The following is an 18442-nucleotide window of genomic DNA, read 5'->3' as shown; positions in this document are numbered from 1 at the left end:
TGAGTGTGAGCTTCTTCACGTAGTCCCCTTTCTCTCGCTGCCAAAATAGCCACCTTGCTAAACACAGGGGGTGTCTGTGAGTTGCTGCAATCCTTTGAAGGATGGTGAATATGATCACCATTCGTGACGTCGCCCGTCAGGCGGGCGTTTCTGTGGCTACAGTCTCACGCGTGCTGAACAATAGCGCGCTGGTCAGCCCTGAAACCCGTGAAACCGTAATGAAAGCCGTGACCCAGCTCGGGTACCGGCCAAATGCCAATGCCCAGGCGCTTGCGACGCAGGTCAGCGACACCATCGGGGTGGTGGTGATGGATGTATCGGATGCCTTTTTCGGCGCGCTGGTGAAAGCGGTCGACGTGGTCGCCCAGCAGCATCAGAAATATGTCCTGATCGGCAACAGCTATCATGAGGCGGAAAAGGAGCGCCATGCCATTGAAGTGCTGATCCGCCAGCGCTGTAACGCCTTGATTGTCCATTCAAAAGCCTTGAGCGATGAAGAGCTAACCGGCTTTATGGATCAGATCCCGGGCATGGTGCTGATCAACCGCATTGTCCCCGGCTATGCCCATCGCTGCGTCGGCCTGGATAACGTCAGCGGCGCCATGATGGCGACGAAAATGCTCATCAACAACGGGCATCAGCGGATCGGTTATCTGGCCTCCAGCCATCATATTGAAGATGATGACCTGCGGCGCGAGGGGTGGCAAAACGCCCTGAAAGATCACGGCATTACGCCCTCAGAAAGCTGGACAGGCACCGGCACGCCGGACATGCAGGGCGGCGAGGCGGCAATGGTGGAGCTGCTGGGGCGCAACCTGCAGCTTACTGCGGTGTTTGCCTATAACGACAGCATGGCGGCAGGGGCCCTGACGGCGCTGAAAGATAACGGCATTGCGGTGCCACAGCATTTATCACTCATTGGTTTTGATGATATCCCGATTGCCCGTTACACCGACCCGCAGCTGACAACGGTGCGCTACCCCATTGCCTCTATGGCAAAACTGGCGACTGAGCTGGCGTTACAGGGGGCGGCAGGGCTACTGGATCCGGGCGCAACGCACTGTTTCATGCCGACTTTAGTGCGTCGGCACTCCGTAGCGGCCCGGCAAATTGTGGTTCCGATCACTAACTGATTACATGAGCTGATGTAACCGTTTTCAATCTGTGAGTAAATTCACAGTATCTTAACAAGGCGCTGACTATGATGTCAGCGTTTTAGGAGCTGAAACGCTATGTAACGGTGATTATTCACTTTCACTATAGCCAACGTGCTGCAAACAACGAATAAAACGCATTTCTGGAGCGTTACCGAACACGGAAGATAGAAATTTTATAAGTGAACTTCGGCTGTCAGTAACGTTTTATTAACACCTGCCCGCCGATCGTTATTCACAAGAACTACCCTGCATAAAAAAAACCGGAGATACCATGAATAAGAAGGTGTTGACCCTGTCTGCCGTAATGGCAAGCATGCTTTTTGGTGCAGCAGCGCACGCTGCGGATACCCGTATTGGTGTGACCATCTATAAATACGACGACAACTTCATGTCTGTTGTGCGTAAAGCGATTGAGAAAGATGCGAAAGCAGCGCCAGACGTTCAGCTGCTGATGAACGACTCCCAGAACGACCAGTCCAAACAGAACGACCAGATCGACGTTCTGCTGGCGAAAGGCGTGAAAGCCCTGGCCATCAACCTGGTTGACCCGGCTGCAGCAGGCACGGTTATTGAAAAAGCGCGCGGCCAGAACGTGCCAATCGTCTTCTTCAACAAAGAACCTTCCCGTAAGGCGCTGGATAGCTATGACAAAGCGTATTACGTCGGTACCGACTCCAAAGAGTCCGGTATTATTCAGGGCGATCTGATCGCCAAACACTGGGCGGCGAACCCGAACTGGGATCTGAACAAAGACGGTCAGATTCAGTTCGTGCTGCTGAAAGGCGAACCAGGCCATCCGGATGCTGAAGCCCGTACCACCTACGTTATCAAAGAGCTGAACGATAAGGGTCTGAAAACCCAACAGCTGGCGTTAGATACCGCGATGTGGGATACCGCTCAGGCGAAAGATAAGATGGACGCGTGGCTGTCCGGCCCTAACGCCAACAAAATCGAAGTGGTTATCGCGAACAACGATGCGATGGCAATGGGTGCGGTAGAAGCGCTGAAAGCACACAACAAATCCTCCATTCCTGTGTTCGGCGTAGATGCACTGCCAGAAGCGCTGGCGCTGGTTAAATCCGGTGCGATGGCCGGTACCGTTCTGAACGATGCCAACAACCAGGCGAAAGCGACCTTCGATCTGGCGAAAAACCTGGCCGATGGCAAAGGCGCGGCTGATGGCACCAACTGGAAAATTGAAAACAAAATCGTTCGCGTACCTTACGTGGGCGTAGACCAGTCCAACCTGGCTGAGTTTATCGGCAAATAAGTTAGCGGTACTGTCTCCACTGGGCGCAATTCGTTGCGCCCTTTTATAACGCGATATGCGAGGCCAACAAGGTATAATTATGGTCAGCACAAATACTCAGTCATCCGGTGAATACCTGTTGGAAATGAGCGGTATCAACAAGTCATTTCCCGGCGTTAAGGCACTCGATAATGTTAATTTAAAAGTTCGTCCTCACTCTATTCATGCCCTGATGGGGGAGAACGGTGCGGGTAAATCAACATTATTAAAATGTCTTTTTGGGATCTATCAAAAAGATTCTGGCAGCATTCTTTTTCAGGGGAAAGAGATCGATTTCCATTCAGCGAAAGAAGCACTGGAAAACGGTATCTCGATGGTTCACCAGGAATTAAACCTGGTGCTGCAGCGTTCAGTCATGGATAACATGTGGTTGGGGCGTTATCCAACCAAGGGTGTCTTTGTCGATCAGGACAAAATGTATCGCGACACCAAAGCGATTTTTGACGAGCTGGATATTGATATCGATCCGCGCGCCCGCGTGGGAACATTATCCGTCTCCCAGATGCAGATGATCGAAATCGCCAAAGCGTTCTCCTACGATGCGAAAATTGTCATCATGGACGAACCGACATCGTCATTAACGGAAAAAGAGGTTAATCACCTTTTTACCATTATTCGTAAGCTGAAAGATCGCGGCTGCGGTATCGTATATATTTCCCACAAAATGGAAGAGATCTTCCAGCTGTGCGATGAGATTACCATTCTGCGCGACGGTCAGTGGATTGCCACGCAGCCGCTGGAAGGGCTGGACATGGACAAGATCATCGCCATGATGGTGGGTCGTTCCCTGAACCAGCGCTTCCCGGACAAAGAAAACAAGCCGGGCGAAGTGATCCTGGAAGTGCGCAATCTGACCTCGTTACGTCAGCCGTCTATTCGCGATGTCTCCTTCGACCTGCATAAGGGCGAAATCCTGGGGATTGCCGGTCTGGTCGGCGCAAAACGTACCGATATCGTGGAAACCCTGTTCGGTATCCGTGAGAAAGCCGAAGGCACTATTACGCTGCACGGTAAGAAAATTAACAACCACAACGCCAACGAAGCCATTAATAATGGTTTTGCGCTGGTGACGGAAGAGCGTCGTTCGACCGGTATTTATGCCTATCTGGATATTAACTTTAACTCGTTAATTTCTAACATTCGCAATTACAAAAACAAAGTCGGACTGCTGGATAACTCCCGCATGAAGAGCGATACCCAATGGGTTATTGACTCCATGCGCGTGAAAACGCCAGGACACCGCACCCAAATTGGTTCGCTGTCAGGCGGTAACCAGCAGAAAGTCATTATCGGACGCTGGTTATTAACCCAGCCAGAAATTCTGATGCTGGATGAACCGACCCGCGGTATTGACGTCGGCGCGAAGTTTGAAATTTATCAGCTGATTGCCGAGCTGGCGAAAAAGAATAAAGGGATCATTATTATTTCTTCCGAAATGCCGGAATTGTTAGGGATCACGGATCGTATTCTGGTTATGAGCAATGGTCTCGTTGCCGGTATTGTTGACACCAAAACGACAACGCAAAACGAAATTTTGCGTCTTGCGTCTTTGCACCTTTAAGATCAGGGGCTCCTCATGAGTGCGTTAAATAAAAAAAGTTTTCTCACTTACCTGAAAGAAGGCGGTATTTACGTTGTTCTTTTAGTACTGCTGGCTATCATCATTTTCCAGGACCCTACGTTCTTAAGCCTGCTGAACCTGAGTAACATTCTGACCCAGTCCTCCGTGCGTATTATCATTGCGCTGGGCGTGGCGGGCCTGATCGTGACTCAGGGGACGGACCTTTCTGCCGGTCGTCAGGTGGGGCTGGCGGCGGTTATCGCGGCAACCCTGCTGCAGTCGATGGAAAACGCCAACAAGGTCTTCCCGGAAATGGCCACCATGCCGATTTTCGTGGTGATCCTGATTGTCTGCGCCATCGGTGCGGTGATTGGTCTGATCAACGGTATCATTATCGCCTACCTGAACGTGACGCCGTTTATCACCACCCTGGGTACGATGATCATCGTTTACGGTATCAACTCCCTGTACTACGACTTTGTCGGTGCTTCCCCAATCTCGGGTTTTGACAGTGGCTTCTCTACCTTTACGCAAGGGTTCATCGCGCTGGGCAGCTTCCGCCTGTCGTATATCACCTTCTATGCGCTGATTGCGGTGGCCTTCGTCTGGATCCTGTGGAACAAAACGCGCTTTGGTAAAAACATCTTCGCCATCGGCGGTAACCCGGAAGCGGCGAAAGTCTCCGGCGTAAACGTTGCTCTGAACCTGCTGATGATTTATGCGCTGTCCGGTGTGTTCTACGCCTTCGGCGGGATGCTGGAAGCGGGCCGTATCGGCTCTGCCACCAACAACCTTGGCTTCATGTACGAGCTGGATGCGATCGCAGCCTGCGTGGTGGGCGGCGTCTCCTTCAGCGGCGGCGTGGGTACGGTACTGGGCGTGGTGACCGGTGTGATCATCTTCACCGTCATCAACTACGGCTTGACCTATATCGGCGTGAACCCGTACTGGCAGTACATCATCAAAGGCGCCATCATTATCTTCGCGGTCGCGCTGGATTCACTTAAGTACGCGCGTAAGAAATAATCGTCTCTCGCTATACCCAGCCCGCTCATCGAGCGGGCTTTTTTTATGCCCTACGCCAGATGCGACTCCTCTCGGGTCACAATGCGCTCAAACCAGTCGAGTTCAGAGAGCTTGCAGGCGACCCACTGTTCGGAAAAGGCGTCGCCCAGGCTGTCGGTGAGATACTGACAGCGGGCAAAGGTCTCAATCGCCTCCTGCTGAAACAGCGGCAGCTCGGGTTGATCGTGCTGCGGTTCGGGTAAATCCTGCTCGTCGGTGTTTTCCAGCCCGTACAGCATGCCGGTCAGGATCGTGGCTGCCACCAGATACGGATTGGCGTCCGCCCCGGCCAGCCGGTACTCGATACGACGGTTGTGATCATCCGAGCAGGGAATACGCAGGGCGGCGGAGCGGGTGTTATAGCCCCAGGAGTTAAAGACGGGCTCCGTCAGGTTTTTACGCAGGCGACGAAACGCGTTGACGCCCGGCGCAAGAATGGCGACTGAGGCGGGCATCAGCGCCAGCTGCCCCGCAATGCACAAACGCATCATGCTGTTAAGCGCATTCACCGGGGAAGCAAAGACGTTTTCGCCGTGACGATTGTTCAGGCTGAAATGGAAGTGCAAACCGCTGCCGGCCAGCTGGCTGAAAGGTTTAGCCATAAAGTTGGCCTGCAGGCCGTGCTTTTCGGCAACGTAACGGGTCAGGCGACGAAGCGCCAGCACGTTATCGCAGACCTCAACCACGCGATGGCTGTGCTTCAGGTTTAATTCGTACTGACCGGACTCGGCTTCCGCCACGATCCCGGACAGCGGGATGCGCTGCAGGTGCGCCAGCTTTTCCAGCTCGTCAAACAGGGCCGCATGGGCAGTTGAGGTATCCATGTGAAAACAGCCCTGATTTTGCGGATCCCGATCGTCATGCCCCGTCAGATAGAACTCGATTTCCGGGGCAATCACCGGGAAGAGGCCGTGCTGGTGGAAGCGGGCCAGCACGCTCTGCAGTATCACGCGCGGCTCAAGCGGGCAGGGGGTGTCGTCGCTGTCTTTCATCGTCAGCAGGATCTGCGCGTTATGCTGCGGATCTTGCGGGCAGGGGCGCAGGGAGCCGGCGACAGGAACGCAGAGTCGGTCCGGTTCATCGTGAAGCGGGGCGGCGATTTTTCCTTTCTGATCCATCGAGTAGACCGAAAGGGGAAAATAACAGCCTTTTTCCAGGCTCAGCATGCTCTCCACCGACAGACGCTTGCCGCGCATCGTGCCGTTGATATCGTTCAGGTAAACGTCTACATGTTTCGTCTGCGGGTAACGTTCCAGATAATCTGCCACTTCCACTGCAATGTTGTGCTGCAGGGCGTCAATTTTTTCATCAAGCCAGAGACCGGAATTGAGTGCGCCAGGAAGTGATAAACCGGGAAAGTTAAAATACGGACGGAGACTTTTGAGGAAAAACGCATTCATTATTGAGTTCATAGTCATTCTTCAATGAAGCCGTAGCGGCAGTGAACTCAGCTTAAAAGAGCCGACGTAAAGGGGAGGTAAAAAGCGTCAGGCCCGGCGTAAAGAAAGTATAAAGGCGGCCCTGTTATTTCTCTTTTTTCTGCATATCCAGCAGCTGCTCGGGCGTGACGGCCGGGTAACCCTGCGCGTCTTCCGGCACTTCGTGCATCGCCGGGATCGGCACCAGCGGGCCTAAAAAGCGCGGTTCGCGTTTGAAGATATACAGATCGGCCAGGGCACCAAAGCGGGCGCCGAACTCGCGGACGCGCACGCTCAGCATATCTTTCGGCGACGGCACCGCGTAGCACTGCGCCTGGATGCCCATATGCAGGGCGATAAACAGCGCGCGCTCGCAGTGGAAGCGCTGGGTGATGATGATGAAGTCGTTGGTGTCGAAGACTTTGCGCGTGCGCACGATCGAGTCCAGGGTGCGGAACCCGGCGTAATCGAGCACGATATCGGCAGGATCCACGCCCGCAGCAATCAGGTCCTTCCGCATCGTCACCGGTTCATTGTAGCTTTGCAGCGCGTTATCGCCGCTCAGCAGCAGGTAGTTCACCTTGCCGCTGTTGTAGGCGTTCAGCGCGCCCTGAATGCGGTAACGGTAATATTGGTTGATCACCCCGGTGCGGTAATACTTGGCGGTGCCGAGCACCACGCCAACCTGACGATAGGGCAGGTCCTGCAGGTCATCAAAGATGTAGGGGGCGGTTTTCCAGCTCATCCAGCGGTCGAGACCGAGCACGATCAACAGCAGTATGCCGACCAGGACAGACAGGCTGTAAAAAACGCGCTTTAACATGGAGATGGCTCGTTCGTGGATGAAATTTAACTCAGGCTACTTTACCCGCCTGGTTAGCGCAAGAAACAGCGACTCAACTGAGGGGTTTTTCAGCAAACTGGCGGGCATTTCTGCCCGCCGGAAGGATTACGCCAGCAGTACGCGGTCAATCGTCGTGCAGCCTAACGCTTTGAGCGTCGCGGCGGTGGCATCCCACTGGATCAGCGGCGCATCGGCTTTTTCTGCCAGAATGGCGCGCTGAATGTCCGGATAGTCATAGCCGTTCAGGCTCAGCAGGTTAAGCGCGCCCTGCAGCGGCGGCAGCGTTGGGTTAAACGCGGCGTTTTCCGCATAGCTGCCGGTGAAGATTCGGCCATCACGGCACTGCAGCGCCACGCCGCTAGGGGACTTGCTGTATGGCGTGTGGCTTTTATTCGTCGCGCGAATCGCTGCCTGGCTCAGGTCATCGCCGGACAGGGCGTAACCGTGGTCCTGATCGTCCATCAGCAGCGTTTTGATCTCCAGATCTTTCGGGCCAAACGCGTCAGGCAGGTAATCGCCCAGCGTGTGCGGCGCGCGGCCTGGCAGATTGATGCGCAGCTGCAGCCCGCTGTTCAGCTCGTTCATAAACTGACGGCAGTGCCCGCAGGGGGTGTAGTTCACGGTAATCGCGCTCAGGGCTTTTTCACCGCGCAGCCAGGCGTGGCTGATGGCGCTCTGCTCGGCGTGCACGGTTTGCTGCATGGTTGCGCCCAGGAACTCCATATTGCCGCCGAAGTACCAGGTGCCGCTGACGCCGCGCGCAATGGCCCCGACGTTAAAGTGGGAGAGATCGGCCCGCGCGCAGGCGGCAGCCAGAGGAAGCAGTGCGAAAGCCAGCGCGTCTTCGTCCAGTCCCGTTGCCTGTTTCAGCATCGTGACCTGCTCCACGGTCAGCAGGGCGGGGAAGTGTGCATCTGCCAGAACGGGAGCCAGGGCTGACTGCAAATTCTCTGCAAGCTGGGCGAAAGCAGCTTGAAAACGTGGGTGCATGGCGTTTGCCTCATAAAGGTTAATGGATCGGTAGTTTACGGAGCCGTTAGGGCTTTATATGTGATCCACTTCTCATTATGTATGCAACTTATGAAATCAAAATGAAATTTGCGCGACGCATCGCAAATTTTAGCCCATCACCGCCAGAATCAGCGGGAAAATGAACGGGGCCAGCAGGGAGGTGATAATCCCGCAGATCACTAGCGCCAGCGAGCTAAACGCCCCTTCCTGATAATCCAGCTCCGCGCAGCGGGCGGTGCCCAGGGCGTGGGAAGCTGTCCCCATCGACAGTCCCCGGGCAGCTTTAGTGTGAATACGCATCCCGTTTAGCAGGGTGTGGCCAAACACCGCACCGAGAATACCGACGAAAATGACGCACATCGCGCTGATGGCCGGAATACCGCCGAGGCTGCCGCCAACCGCCATCGCGATAGGCGTGGTCACCGATTTAGGCAGGATAGAGGCGGCAATCTGCGGCGAGGCCCCCATCAACAGCGCCACCGACGTTCCGGTGATCATCGCCACGAGGCTGCCCACAAAACAGATGGTAATGATGGATTTCCAGCGGGCGCGGATCTGGTGCAGCTGTTCATATAAAGGAAAGGCGAGCGCCACAACGGCAGGCTGCAGCAGGTCGTTTAAGATTTTGCTGCCGGCAAAGTAGCGATCGTAGGGAATGCCGGTGAGCAGAAGGAACGGAATAATCACCACCATTGCCACCAGCAGCGGGTTCAGCAACGGCATTTTGAAACGTGCGGCAAGCTTGCGCGCGGCGAAGAATACCACCAGGGTTAACGGCAGCGACCACCAGATATTGGCCATCATTTTTTTGTTTTCTCCCCGACCACGTTACGTTCGCCATGCACCATATGCGAACTCCAGCTCACCACCAGGAAAACCACCAGCGTACTGACCGCGCAGGAGACCACAATCGGGCCGAACTGGGCCTTGAGCAAATCAAAATACTGCATGACCCCGACGCCGATAGGCACGAAAAGCAGCGCCATATAGCGAATAAGGACGAAGCAGCCGGGATTGACCCATTTTGCGGGCAGGATTTGCAGCGCCAGCAAAACGAAGAGGATCAGCATGCCGATAATGCTGCCGGGAATGACGATGGGCAGCAGCGACGCGATGAAAATCCCGGCATACAGGCAGGCGTAAATCAGGACGAATGCGCGCAGATATTGCCAGATAATGTTCAATGATTTGCTCATGGTGATAGTCCTTGCTGAAACGCATTCATCATACAATTAAACTCAAAAATGTGCCACGGATCACATCATGAAATTTGAGCATACCAGACATTCCAGAATGGAAAGTCGCGCTTTCCACATACATACAGAGCAGATACTATAGCGCGTCTTTTTTCACAGGTACTGCTATGCGTGTTTTACTGGCCCCAATGGAAGGCGTGCTCGACTCCCTCGTGCGCGAGCTTCTGACCGAGGTGAACGATTACGATCTCTGCGTGACGGAATTTCTGCGCGTGGTCGATATGCTGTTGCCGGTAAAATCCTTCTTCCGCCTGTGCCCCGAGCTGCACAACCAGAGCCGGACCTCTTCCGGCACGCTGGTGCGTATTCAGCTGCTCGGCCAGTACCCCGAATGGCTGGCGGAAAACGCCGCCCGCGCGGTTGAGCTGGGCTCTTACGGGGTGGATCTCAACTGCGGTTGTCCGTCGAAGCTGGTTAACGGCAGCGGCGGCGGGGCGACCTTGCTGAAAGATCCTGAGCTGATTTACCGCGGTGCGAAAGCGATGCGTGAGGCCGTGCCTTCGCATTTGCCGGTGACGGTGAAGGTGCGCCTGGGCTGGGACAGCGAAGCGCGGCAGTTCGAGATCGCCGATGCGGTGCAGCAGGCCGGGGCCACCGAGCTGGTGGTGCATGGCCGCACCAAAGAGGATGGCTATAAAGCCGAGCGCATAAACTGGCAGGCGATCGGTGAGATCCGCAAGCGCCTCACCATTCCGGTCATCGCCAACGGCGAAATCTGGGATTACGAGAGCGCGCAGGCCTGTCTGAAGGACACCGGCTGCGATGCGGTAATGATCGGTCGCGGCGCCCTGAATGTGCCGAACCTCAGCCGGGTGGTGAAATATAACGAGCCGCGAATGCCGTGGGCAGACGTCGTCACGTTGCTGCAAAAATACAGCCGACTGGAAAAGCAGGGCGATACCGGTTTGTATCACGTCGCGCGAATTAAGCAGTGGCTGAGTTATTTACGTAAAGAGTACGATGAAGCGCTGGGATTATTTCAGGAAATTCGTACATTGCAGACTTCGTCTGATATTGCCCGGGTGATTCAGTCAAAATAATAAGCGTTAAATTGCTCACACTTTTTTAAATCAGAAAACCGTTCTGGTTTTCAACGTGGCGCGACGGTGTTAAGGTGCCACTGTTTTCAACGCAGGATTGTTACTGGTTAACAGGCAAAACCTAAGCGTTTCACAGCATTTTCGCTGTGGAGCGCTTAGGTTTTTTTTTGCCTCTCGTTTACGCAGGAGAGAAATTTGGCTTAGCGCTTTTTACTGATTTTAAAAAAATGAAATCTCGACAGGGAATAGAAAATTTCCTGCGGCCGGTTACGCACAAAATACTCAAGCACAGGTTGTTATCATGGCATATAAAAATAAACTCTTTGCGTTCGCCATATTGGCGATATCCCCGCTGTCGATGGCGCAAGACTGGAACGGAACGGTATTAGGGTTTGAAGCTCCCCCGGAGCCTGTTCTGGGAGAAATGCTCGGCATACGTAAAATCCTTAACGATAACGGTTTTACCTATAACCTCGGATACCTGAATGAAATTGGCTGGAACGGCGGTGGCGGATATAACCACGACTCCCACGTGGCCTATATTGACCAGTTCGCGCTGACCTTCAACCAGGACCTGGAGCGCTGGACCGGTATCCCGGATGCGCGTATCGAGGGGAACATCGTCAACCGCAACCACAATGACGACCTCACCACCAAGCGCGTGCAGGACCCTCGCGTTAACTTTAACGACCTGACCCAGGAGAGCTGGGGAGGGCAGTCGATTACCCGTCTGGGCTGGCTGACCTTTGCCCGCAGCTTTGACGACCGGCGTCTGACCTGGCGCATCGGGATGATGAACAAGGTGCAGACCTTCGATCAAATCATCCCCTGTGATTTCCAGCTGCTGTCGCAGTGCGGCGGGAAGTCAGCCAACTCGCTGACGTGGAACAACTGGAACGTTCACACCTGGGGCACCACGCTTGCGTATAAATTAACGCCGACGCTAACCCTGAAGGGCGGCGTGATGGAGCAAAATCCGGAGGCCTCCAGCCGCAGCCACGCGTGGAGCTGGTCGACGAAGGGCAGCAAAGGGGTTTTACTGCCGGTTGAAATCGAAGCGCGTCCGCTGATTAACGGCCTGCCGGGGGCGTACAACCTGGGCGTGGTGTTTACCAACGCGCCGCAAACCGATCTCTATCGCGGCAAATCCGGTGGGGCGGGCGCGACGGACCCGGACGGATTCGATACGCACAGCCGGACCTGGTTCATGTACGCCGGGCTGAACCAGCAGCTTACGCAGCATCAGGACGATCCGAATCGCGGGTTGAGCACCTCGTTCAGCATGAGCCTTGCGGATCAGCGCACCAACTACATGCACCAGGTTTACGCCGCCTCGCTGCGCTACCGCGGGCTGTTTGACGCGCGACCGGAAGACTGGATTGGCTTTGGCTTGACCTGGATTGATATGAGCAGCCAGTACGCCCGCAATCAGCGTTACCTGAACAGCCTGAGCGGCGTTAGCGATTACACCAATCCGGCGTATCATCCGGTGCCGGGCCATTCCCTGAACGGCGAGTTTTACTACCGTTTTCGTCCCGTGCCGTGGCTTGAACTGCAGCCGGGCATTCAGTACTGGCACCATCCCGGCGGGGTATCCCGGACGCAGGATGCCTGGGTGACGGAGCTGAAAACTGTCGTGACGTTCTAGCAATGTCGATCCGCGTCACGTTTCTGATGCGTGATGCATTGAGGCTATGAATGAAACTGATAGAGTGCCATAACTGGATTGTTACTGCTTAGGCAGGCAAAACCTGATTTTCTGGCATCTGCCGGAGGTCAGGTTTTTTTGTTTCTGGGGTTCAGATGAAAATCGCCAAGATACTCAATAATAACGTGGTGGTTGTTCAGGATGAGCGCGGGCGCGAACAGGTGGTGATGGGCCGTGGGCTGGCCTTTCAGAAGCGCGTCGGCGAAGCGCTGGATACCGCGTTGGTTGAAAAGGTGTTTGCGCTGCAAAGCGATGAACTGGTGCGTCGACTCGGGGAGTTGCTGAGTCAAATTCCGCTGGAGGTGATGACCACCTGCGACCGCATCATCGGGCTGGCGGCGCAGCGGCTGGGCAAGCTGCAGGAGAGTTTGTATATCACCCTCACCGATCACTGCTACTTTGCGATTGAGCGGCAGAAGAACGGGCTGGCCATCAAAAACGTGCTGCTGTGGGATATTAAACGGCTGTATCCGAAGGAGTTCGAACTAGGGCAGGAGGCGAGGGCCATTATAGCCAGACGACTTAACGTCGAGCTGGAGGAGGATGAGGCCGGGTTTATCGCGCTGCATCTGGTCACCGCGCAGCTGAACAGCGAAATGCCGGAAGTGATGCACGTGACGAGGGTGATGCAGGAGATCCTGCAGCTGGTGAAGTATCAGCTGCAGCTTGAGTACGATGAAGAGTCGCTCAGCTATCAGCGTTTTGTCACCCACCTGAAGTTTTTTGCCCAGCGGATGCTCACCCGCACCGTGGTGGAAGATGACGATGTCTCGCTGCATACGGCAGTAAAAGACAACTATGCGAAAGCGTGGAAATGCGCCGAGAAAATCGCCCAGCACCTGAACAAAAGCTATCAGCGTGAGCTGACAACCGAAGAAATTATGTTCCTCGCCATTCATATCGAGCGGGTGAGAAAAGAGGGGCGTTAAGCCTCAAACAGGATTGTTACTGCATCACGCAGGCAAAACCTGAGCGCGGCCTTCGTCAGAAGGTCGTTCTCGGGTTTTTTTATTTTTTGTACTCAGTCAACAGGTGCCTGCGGGCATCGGATGTAAGGAAATCGAGATGGAATACCAGGCTTTAGCGAAGGATATTCTCGGCCACGTTGGCGGAAAAGAGAACATCGTCAGTCTTGTACACTGCGCGACCCGGCTTCGCTTCAAACTGAAAGAGAATCAACGGGCGGATGCGGAAGGGCTGAAGAAAAACCCGGGCGTCATCATGGTGGTCGAAAGCGGCGGCCAGTTTCAGGTAGTGATTGGCAACCACGTCCACGACGTCTGGCAGGCGGTGCGCAATGAGGCAGGCCTTACCGATGACGCTCCCGTCGTGGAAGAGAAGGGCGAAAAAGGGAATCTGCTGGGCCGCCTGATTGACATCGTCTCCGGGATCTTCACCCCGTTTATCGGCATTCTGGCCGCGTCCGGTATTCTGAAAGGGCTGCTGGCGCTGGCCGTTGTGTGCGGCTGGCTCACCACCGAAAGCGGTACCTATAAAATCTGGTTCGCCGCCAGCGACGCGCTGTTCTTCTTCTTCCCGCTGGTGCTGGGCTATACCGCCGGGAAAAAATTCGGCGGCAACCCGTTTATTACCATGGTGATCGGCGGGGCGCTCACCCATCCGATGATGATTGCGGCGTTTAACGCCAGCCAGCAGCCGGGCGCGGTATCGGACGCCTTTTTGGGCGTTCCCGTCACCTGGTTTAACTACAGCTCGTCGGTGATCCCGATTATTCTCGCCTCGTGGGTCAGCTGCTGGCTGGAAAAACAGAGCACCAGGCTGCTGCCGTCCTCGATGAAAAACTTCTTCGCGCCGCTGATCTGCTTAGGATTAACCGTGCCACTGACTTTCCTCGCGATCGGGCCGCTGGCGACCTGGCTGAGCCAGATGCTGGCGAACGGCTATCAGAGCATCTACGTTCTGGCACCGTGGCTGGCGGGCGCGGCGATGGGTGCGCTGTGGCAGGTCTGCGTTATTTTTGGCCTGCACTGGGGGCTGGTGCCGCTGATGATTAACAACCTGGCGGTGCTGGGGCATGACTCCATGCTGCCGATGCTGTTGCCTGCGGTGTTTGGTCAGGTAGGGGCGGCGCTGGGGATCTTCCTGCGCACCCGCGATGCCCGTCAGAAGATGCTGGCGGGTTCATCGGTGACGGCTGGGATATTTGGTATTACCGAACCGGCCGTTTATGGCGTAAACCTGCCGCTGCGCCGCCCGTTTATTTTTGGCTGCGTGGCGGGGGCAATCGGCGGGGCGATTGTCGGCTTCAGCGACACCCACGTTTACTCCTTCGGCTTCGCCAATATCTTTACCATCGCCCAGATGATTCCGCCGGGTGGGGTAAACGCCACGCTGTGGGGCGGCGTGATCGGCACCGGGGTAGCGCTGGTGCTGAGCTGCAGCCTGACGCTGGTGGCGGGCATGCCGGGACGCTCAGCGCCCGAGGCGGTTGCGCCAGCGGGTGAAAACGATGTGCTGGCACCGATGACCGGCACCGTTCTGGCGCTCGACCAGGTGTCGGATACCACCTTTGCCAGCGGCCTGCTGGGCAGCGGTGCCGCGATTATTCCCTCCGATAACAAAGTGGTGGCCCCGTTTGCCGGCGTGGTGGCCTCGCTGTTTCAGACCAAACACGCCATCGGCCTGCTCAGCAACAGCGGGATTGAAGTGTTGATTCACGTGGGGATCGACACCGTGAAGCTCGACGGAAAACCGTTTACCGCCCACGTGAAGGTGGGCGACAGGGTGCAGCCGGGCGACCTGCTGCTGGAGTTTGATCGTCAGGCGATTATCGATGCCGGATATGACCTGGCGACGCCGATCATTATCAGTAACAGCGATGAGTATCGTGACGTGGTGACCGTGGCGGCAACGTCCGTCAATGCCGGTGCGCCGTTACTCAGCGTAAGTCATCAATAACAGGAGAACGTGATGAAAACTTTCCCGGACGATTTTTTATGGGGCGGCGCGGTTGCCGCGAATCAGGTAGAAGGCGCGTATCTGGAGGAGGGGAAAGGGCTGTCCACCTCAGACGTTCAGCCGCAGGGCGTCTTCGGCCCGGTGGTTGAGCGCGTGGCGGGCGACAGCGGCATCAAGGACGTCGCTATCGACTTCTATCACCGCTACCCGGAAGACATCAAACTGTTCGCTGAGATGGGCTTTAGCTGCCTGCGCGTCTCCATTGCCTGGACCCGCATTTTTCCGAACGGCGACGAGCAGCAGCCTAACGAAGCGGGGCTGGCGTTTTACGACCGGCTGTTTGACGAGCTGGCCGCGCACAATATCACCCCGCTGGTGACGCTGTCGCATTACGAAATGCCGTGGGGGCTGGTGAAGCAGTACGGCGGGTGGGGCAGCCGCCAGACCATTGGGTTCTTCGAGCGCTACGCCCGTACCGTGTTTGCGCGCTACAAGGAGAAGGTGAAGCTCTGGCTGACCTTCAACGAGATCAACATGTCCCTGCACGCGCCGATGACCGGCGTGGGCCTGCCGGAAACCAGCAGCAAAGGGGAGGTGTACCAGGCGATCCATCATCAGCTGGTGGCCAGCGCGCTGGCCGTGAAGGCCTGCCACGAGATTATCCCGGGTGCCAGAATCGGCAACATGCTGCTGGGCGGCCTGATGTACCCGCTGACCTGCAAGCCGGAAGATGTTCTGGAGACGCTGCAGGAAAACCGCGCGTGGCAATTCTTTGGCGACGTGCAGTGCCGTGGCGCCTATCCGGGCTATATGCAGCGCTTCTTCCGCGACAGCGGTATTCAGCTTGAGGTAACGGATGACGACCGCGAGGCGCTGAAATCGACCGTTGATTTTATCTCCTTCAGCTACTACATGACGGGCTGCGTCACCGCGGATGAGGCCCTCAACCAGCAGGCGCGCGGCAACATCCTGAGCATGGTGCCAAACCCGCATCTGGCCAGTTCCGAATGGGGCTGGCAGATTGACCCCATCGGCCTGCGTACCCTGTTGAACGTCCTCTGGGATCGCTATCAGAAGCCATTGTTTATTGTGGAAAATGGCCTCGGAGCGAAGGATAAACCGGATGCGAACGGCGTGGTGCAGGATGACTATCGCATCAGCTACCTTAACGACCACCTGGTGCAGGTGCGTGAAGCCATTGACGACGGCGTTGAGGTGATGGGGTATACCAGCTGGGGGCCAATCGACCTGGTGAGCGCGTCTAAAGCTGAACTCTCCAAGCGCTACGGCTTTATTTACGTCGATCGCGATGACAGCGGTAACGGCACGCTGGCGCGCAGCCGTAAGAAAAGTTTCTACTGGTATAAAGAGGTTATTGCCACAAAAGGCGCTTCGCTGAAAGACTGATATTAAAGCCGTTGCCCGGCTCAGAGCCGGGCAAATGAATCAGAAAATCATCTTGAATACGCCGGTAACCACTAAGAGCCCTATCAGAAATATAATTAAAATAACCCACAGTAATATTTTCATTCCTTTCTCCCGCTCATGTATGTCCTGAATAAGTGTAGCAGCGTATTTATATTTGGCGTGAATGCATTGAATTTAATCATTCTCTTCGGGAATAAATTTCCGGGTATTAAAATGTATGACAATTTGCGGATTGCCACGCGTTACTAAAAAAATGAGCGACATCGAGCGTAACGTGCGCCTTTATTTTTTGAGTGTATGGCGTCATGAAACGTTCTCTTATTTTATCTCTGAGTGCTCCCTTCGCTTTTATTCTGGCAGCCTGTGCGCCTGAACATGCCACGGTATCTCCCCTTAAAACGCAAACCGCTGCGGCGTCGGTGAATACGGTTCTGAATCATCAGGACTGGCCGAAGAATGAGTGGTGGAAAGCGTATAACGATCCCCAGCTTAACGGGCTGATTGCAAAATCGTTGAGCGATGCGCCGGATATGCAGATTGCCCGCCAGCGCATAACGCTTGCCGAAGCCCAGGCCAAAGCCGCAATGGCCGCTGACGGTCCGCAGATTGATTTTTCCGCCGATGCGGAACGCCAGAAAATGTCCGCCGAAGGGCTGATGGGGCCTTTTGCCCTTACCGACCCGGCTGCAGGCACCACCGGGCCGTGGTACACCAACGGCACCTTCGGCCTGACCGCTGGCTGGGAGCTCGATCTGTGGGGAAAAAATCGCGCCCGGGTCGAGGCCCGGATTGGCAAAGTGAATGCGCAAAAAGCGGAACTGGAGCAAACCCGCCAGCTACTGGCCAGCAGCGTGGCGCGGCTCTACTGGGAGTGGCAAACTCAGGCCGCCGTGGGGGAGGTTCTCGCGCAGATCAAACATGAGCAGGACAATATTATCGGCGCCGACCGCGAGCTGTATCAGCACGGGATCACCTCCTCCGTGGAAGGGGTGGAAACCGATATCAACGCCAACAAAACCGAAGAACAGCTGGCAGAAGTCAACGGGAAGATGAAAGCCGTTGAGGCGCGTCTGGTCGCGCTGACGAATTCTTCCTCCGTGACGCTTACGCGGCATGCGCTGCCGACGGTAGAGGCCTCGTTACCGCCGACGCTCGGTTATGAACTGTTGGCACGCCGTCCGGATCTTCAGGAGGCGCACTGGTATATCGAAGCCTCCATGAGCGAGGTGGAGGCCGCCAGAGCGGCTTTCTATCCTGACGTGAACCTGATGGCGTTCTTACAGCAGGATGCCCTCCATCTGAGCGATCTGTTTCGCGCTTCAGCGCAGCAGATGGGCGTGACAGCCGGGCTTACGCTGCCGATTTTCGACAGCGGCAGGCTGAACGCCAGCCTGGATATCGCCCAGGCGCAGAACAATCTCTCGGTCGCGAACTACAACAAAGCGGTGGTCGAAGCGGTCAATCAGGTGGCGCGCACGGCCAGTGAAGTCGAAACCCTGACGGCGAAGAACCGCCATCAGCAGCAGGTCGAGAAAGATGCGGCGCGAGTTGTGGCGCTGGCGCAGGCGCGTTTCAGCGCGGGGATCGTTGCGGGCTCGCGGGTCAGTGAAGCCAGAATACCGGCCCTCAGGGAAGACCTCGCCGGACTGTTGCTGAAAGGCCAGTATATCGACGCCACGCTGCAGCTCACGTCGGCGCTGGGCGGCGGCTATCATCATGGCTAAAA

General features: G+C 55.8%; 14 protein-coding genes and 1 pseudogene. 10 read left to right on the top strand and 5 right to left on the bottom strand.

The window, feature by feature from the left end; genetic code table 11:
* The first annotated feature begins 110 nt into the window (after window positions 1-110).
* From galS to mglC, 4 genes are all read left to right on the top strand, one after another.
* Window positions 111-1133 carry an HTH-type transcriptional regulator GalS gene (galS, locus tag F0320_RS14615; protein ID WP_126330790.1) on the top strand — a complete coding sequence of 341 codons (1023 nt, stop codon included), beginning with the start codon at window positions 111-113 and terminating at the stop codon, window positions 1131-1133.
* A 295-nt stretch (window positions 1134-1428) separates the two neighbouring features.
* Window positions 1429-2427: a galactose/glucose ABC transporter substrate-binding protein MglB gene (gene mglB, locus F0320_RS14610; protein WP_024908164.1), complete on the top strand. Its 999-nt coding sequence runs from the start codon at window positions 1429-1431 to the stop codon at window positions 2425-2427.
* A gap of 79 nt (window positions 2428-2506) precedes the next feature.
* Window positions 2507-4027 (top strand): galactose/methyl galactoside ABC transporter ATP-binding protein MglA, encoded by a 1521-nt coding sequence (mglA, locus tag F0320_RS14605; protein WP_023312467.1) that lies wholly within the window; start codon window positions 2507-2509, stop codon window positions 4025-4027.
* A 15-nt stretch (window positions 4028-4042) separates the two neighbouring features.
* The gene (gene mglC / locus F0320_RS14600) at window positions 4043-5053 is read left to right on the top strand and encodes a galactose/methyl galactoside ABC transporter permease MglC (RefSeq protein WP_013097952.1); all 1011 of its coding nucleotides are present in this window, start codon (window positions 4043-4045) and stop codon (window positions 5051-5053) included.
* 50 nt (window positions 5054-5103) lie between these two features.
* Here mglC and F0320_RS14595 read toward each other — a convergent pair whose 3' ends face one another.
* The 5 genes from F0320_RS14595 to F0320_RS14575 form a co-directional block, all read right to left on the bottom strand.
* Entirely contained in the window at window positions 5104-6492 is a 1389-nt protein-coding gene (locus F0320_RS14595) for a glutamine synthetase family protein (RefSeq protein ID WP_126330828.1), read from the bottom strand.
* A gap of 124 nt (window positions 6493-6616) precedes the next feature.
* A complete protein-coding gene (gene sanA / locus F0320_RS14590) occupies window positions 6617-7333 on the bottom strand; it encodes an outer membrane permeability protein SanA (protein WP_008500918.1) in 717 nt (238 codons plus the stop codon).
* Window positions 7334-7459: 126 nt separating this feature from the next.
* Window positions 7460-8344, bottom strand: coding sequence for a cytidine deaminase (cdd, locus tag F0320_RS14585; RefSeq protein WP_126330788.1), 885 nt, complete (start codon window positions 8342-8344; stop codon window positions 7460-7462).
* 129 nt (window positions 8345-8473) lie between these two features.
* The gene (locus F0320_RS14580; RefSeq protein WP_126330786.1) at window positions 8474-9169 is read right to left on the bottom strand and encodes a CidB/LrgB family autolysis modulator; all 696 of its coding nucleotides are present in this window, start codon (window positions 9167-9169) and stop codon (window positions 8474-8476) included.
* The gene (locus F0320_RS14575) at window positions 9166-9561 is read right to left on the bottom strand and encodes a CidA/LrgA family protein (RefSeq protein ID WP_126330784.1); all 396 of its coding nucleotides are present in this window, start codon (window positions 9559-9561) and stop codon (window positions 9166-9168) included. Before F0320_RS14575 ends, F0320_RS14580 begins: the two co-directional genes overlap by 4 nt.
* 167 nt (window positions 9562-9728) lie before the next feature.
* On the opposite strand from F0320_RS14575, the gene dusC reads away from it, so the two are divergent.
* The 6 genes and pseudogenes from dusC (at window position 9729) to mdtQ (ending at window position 18440) form a co-directional block, all read left to right on the top strand.
* A complete protein-coding gene (dusC, locus tag F0320_RS14570; RefSeq protein ID WP_126330782.1) occupies window positions 9729-10661 on the top strand; it encodes a tRNA dihydrouridine(16) synthase DusC in 933 nt (310 codons plus the stop codon).
* Window positions 10662-11019: 358 nt separating this feature from the next.
* Window positions 11020-12309, top strand: a complete 1290-nt coding sequence (locus F0320_RS14565) for a carbohydrate porin (protein ID WP_407043999.1) — start codon at window positions 11020-11022, stop codon at window positions 12307-12309.
* A 155-nt stretch (window positions 12310-12464) separates the two neighbouring features.
* Window positions 12465-13298 carry a BglG family transcription antiterminator LicT gene (gene licT, locus F0320_RS14560; protein WP_023616723.1) on the top strand — a complete coding sequence of 278 codons (834 nt, stop codon included), beginning with the start codon at window positions 12465-12467 and terminating at the stop codon, window positions 13296-13298.
* 23 nt (window positions 13299-13321) lie between these two features.
* Window positions 13322-15288, top strand: a pseudogene (bglF, locus tag F0320_RS14555) (PTS beta-glucoside transporter subunit IIABC).
* Between the two features lie 12 nt (window positions 15289-15300).
* Complete coding sequence (locus tag F0320_RS14550) at window positions 15301-16695, top strand: glycoside hydrolase family 1 protein (protein WP_126330776.1); 1395 nt, start codon at window positions 15301-15303, stop codon at window positions 16693-16695.
* Between the two features lie 326 nt (window positions 16696-17021).
* On the top strand, window positions 17022-18440 hold the full coding sequence (gene mdtQ, locus F0320_RS14545) for a multidrug resistance outer membrane protein MdtQ (protein WP_126330774.1): 1419 nt from the start codon (window positions 17022-17024) through the stop codon (window positions 18438-18440).
* Window positions 18441-18442: the final 2 nt, after the last annotated feature.

The organism is Enterobacter dykesii (genome assembly GCF_008364625.2).
Lineage (GTDB): Bacteria > Pseudomonadota > Gammaproteobacteria > Enterobacterales > Enterobacteriaceae > Enterobacter > Enterobacter dykesii.
The sequence above is the reverse complement of the archived record's forward strand: the minus strand, read 5'-3'. Positions and strand labels throughout refer to the sequence as shown.